Consider the following 2611-nt stretch of genomic DNA (forward strand, 5'->3'; position numbering starts at 1 on the left):
GCGCTGCCGCGGCTGGCCGGCGCCCGGCGGCCCCTTCCGCCCGCCGTGGAGGCCGAGCGCGCCCGCCTCGGCGCCTAGAGCCGTTCGCCGGAGGCGGGGAGCGTCACGCGTCGCGCGCGCCCGCCCGGCCCCGGACCAGCAGCACCGTGAACGCGGTCCCGACCAGCGCGACCGCCCCGAGCGCCCACCCGGTGCCGTACTCGGCGTGCCGGGTGGAGCCGCTCGACTCCGCCGCCGTCAGGAACAGCGTCCCGATCGTCGCGATGCCGATGACCTGGCTGATCTGCATGAGCGTCAGCAGCAGCCCGCTGGCGTCCGCCGCGTCCGCCGCCGGGACGTGCTCCAGCCCCACCGTCATGATGATCGACATGACCCCGAGGCCGAACCCGATCACCGCGGTGAGCAGCTCGTACGCGACGCCGCCGCCCGCCAGCGGGCCGACGCACAGGTAGCCCGCGGCGGCGAGGGCGAAGCCGGCCGGGATCACCCGGCGGTGCCAGCGGGCCGGGAGCCGCTGCCAGTTCAGCCCCACCAGCGCGAACGCGGCGACGCACGGGACGAACGCCAGACCCGACCGCAGCGGCGACATCCTCAGGTCGCCCTGCAGGTGCAGCGTCGTGGTGAAGAGGAACGAGCCCCACGTCCCCGGCGCCAGCATGAGCGCCCCGCAGGCGGGCAGCAGCCGCGGCGCCCGCAGCACCCGCGGCGAGATCAGCGGCCGGCCCCCGCGCGCCGCCGCGCCCCGCTCCACCGCGACGAACGCGGCGAGGAACGCGGCGCTCGCCGCGAGCGAGAACCAGCCCCACAGCGGCCAGCCCAGCTCGTGCCCGAGGATCAGCGGGACGACGAACAGCAGCACGGCCGGCGACAGCGTGAGCAGCCCCGGGACGTCGACGCCCCCGCCCCGCGCGCCGCCGTCGCGCGGCAGCAGCCGCGGCCCCGCCGCCAGCAGCACCGCGCCGATCGGGACGTTGACGAGGAACACCGTCCGCCAGCCCGCGCCGAACAGGTCCGCGCTCACCAGCAGGCCCCCGGCCGCCTGGCCGACGACCACCCCGCCCGCGATCACCGCCGAGTAGAGGCCGAGCGCGCGCGCCCGTGCCGCGCCGGCGAAGTTCCGCTGGATCATCGACATCACCTGCGGCGTCATCAGCGCCGCCCCGGCGCCCTGCAGGAACCGGAACCCGACCAGCGGCCAGGTGGACGGCGCCAGGCCGCAGGCCAGCGACAGCACCGTGAACGCGGCCAGGCCGGCGTGGTACGCCCGGCGGTGCCCGGCGATGTCGCCGAGCCGCGCCCCGGTGATCAGCAGCACGGCGTAGGTGATGGTGTACCCGGCGACGATCAGCTGCAGCCCCGCGCCGGACGCGTGCAGGTCCGCCCGCATCGTCGGCAGCGCCACGTTGACGATGTTCACGTCGAGGATGGCCATGAACTGTCCCAGCAGCAGGAGGCCGAGCGTCAGGCCGCCGGGACCGCTCCGCGCATCCCGCTCGGGAACGACCCCGCGCAGATCGGTTGTCTGTGTCATGGGAACGACACTGGTGCCGATCCGGTACCGGTAACGAGAGCCCCTCGATACTGGTACTGACAGCACCTGGCAACGGACGCGCGCGGAGGGCAGGGTGGAACCGTGACGACCACCGGAACGGCGACCAGGCGCGGGACCTCCCGGCGCCGCACCGAACTGGCCGAGTTCCTGCGCAGCAGGCGCGAGCGGATCACCCCGCACGAGGTCGGGATGCCGCCGGGCCCGCGGCGCCGCACGCCCGGACTGCGCCGCGAGGAGGTCGCGCAGCTCGCCGGGGTGGGCGTCACCTGGTACACCTGGCTGGAGCAGGGCCGCCCGATCAACGCCAGCACCCAGGTGCTGGACGCGGTGGCCCGCACGCTGCGCCTCGACGGCGCCGAGCGCGAGCACCTGTACCGGCTGGCCGAGGTGCCGGAGGCGGAGCCGCCCGACGAGGCCGAGCAGCTGCCCGAGGACATGCGGACGATCCTGGACGGGCTGCTGCCGCTGCCCGCGTCGGTGTGCAACGCCCGCTCCGACGTGCTCGCCTGGAACGCCGCCTTCTCGGCGATCTTCCCGTCCGTCGAGACGTTCCCGCCGTCCGAGCGCAACACGATGTGGATCACGTTCACGACGCCGCCGTGCTGCAACCCGATCGGGAACATGGCCGAGGAGATGCCGATGCACGTCGCGGTGTTCCGGTACCGCTACAGCCGGCACATGAACGAGCCGGGCTGGAAGGAGCTGGTCCAGCGGCTCCAGGCGGCCAATCCGGAGTTCGCGCGGCTGTGGGCCGAGCACGAGGTGGCCCTGCCGGGCCCGCGCGTGAAGGTCTTCCGGCACCCCGTGGTCGAGGAGATCCGCACCCGCACCACCAACCTGGACATCGCCGGGTCGGCGGGCGCCCGGCTGACCGTGTACACGCCCACCGACGACGAGAGCCGCGAGCGGATCTCCTGGCTGCTCGCCCATCCCGAGCTCGCCGCGCCGGCCCACCGCCACTGATCAGCGGCCGCGGGCGCGGCGGGCGATCACCGCGAGGTCCGTCGCCGCGATCGCGGCGACGATGACGCAGACCACCGCCGCGCCCCAGGCCGAGCC

Annotated in this window: 2 protein-coding genes; one reads left to right on the plus strand and one right to left on the minus strand. The window is 75.0% G+C overall.

What is annotated here, in order from left to right; translation table 11 throughout:
* Positions 1-103: 103 nt before the first annotated feature.
* Positions 104-1531 carry an MFS transporter gene (locus tag ABZ914_RS49995; RefSeq protein ID WP_500201618.1) on the minus strand — a complete coding sequence of 476 codons (1428 nt, stop codon included), beginning with the start codon at positions 1529-1531 and terminating at the stop codon, positions 104-106.
* A gap of 102 nt (positions 1532-1633) precedes the next feature.
* On the opposite strand from ABZ914_RS49995, the gene ABZ914_RS50000 reads away from it, so the two are divergent.
* Positions 1634-2515, plus strand: a complete 882-nt coding sequence (locus ABZ914_RS50000) for a helix-turn-helix transcriptional regulator (protein ID WP_500201619.1) — start codon at positions 1634-1636, stop codon at positions 2513-2515.
* Positions 2516-2611: the final 96 nt, after the last annotated feature.

The organism is Spirillospora sp. NPDC046719, from assembly GCF_040645715.1.
Classification (GTDB): domain Bacteria; phylum Actinomycetota; class Actinomycetes; order Streptosporangiales; family Streptosporangiaceae; genus Spirillospora.

Coding starts and splice junctions, on each gene's coding strand:
- ABZ914_RS49995 (WP_500201618.1), bottom strand. CDS start 1,531: ATGACACAGACAACCGATCTGCGCGGGGTCGTTCCCGAGCGGGATGCG.